The sequence below is a fragment of the Bacillus sp. FG16 genome, assembly GCF_057809515.1.
Genome location: NZ_JBMDKC010000408.1, coordinates 1 through 315 on the forward strand (window position 1 = coordinate 1; position 315 = coordinate 315).

The 315-nt window shown below is 32.7% G+C and carries 1 protein-coding gene; it reads right to left on the reverse strand.

What is annotated here, in order from left to right; translation table 11 throughout:
• The coding region (locus ACODS7_RS32950; protein ID WP_488828783.1) for a Tn3 family transposase at nt 1–315 on the reverse strand (315 nt) is incomplete at both ends.

Below are 315 nucleotides of genomic sequence, written 5' to 3' on the forward strand. Positions count from 1 at the left end.
AAGTGATTCCTTTATTCATTCCAAAATATTTAGAAGAGTGACGGGACTGTAGTGTATGAATCTGTGTTTCATATTTTTGGCCATCACTACTTGAATGGATGAAATCATCAATGTTAAAATACGGGAAGATAGGAAGCTGACTTGTGGCATTACTGATACAATCATTTGCATCTTTTAATGTTTCCAATCGAATAAAATTAGCTGATGTATTAGCCAATTTTGAAAAATCTATATCAGAGACTTCTCCCATTCTATATAACCCCATATTTGTTCCCCAAGCTATTAAACATGGAATGAGAGTATAATCATTTGCTT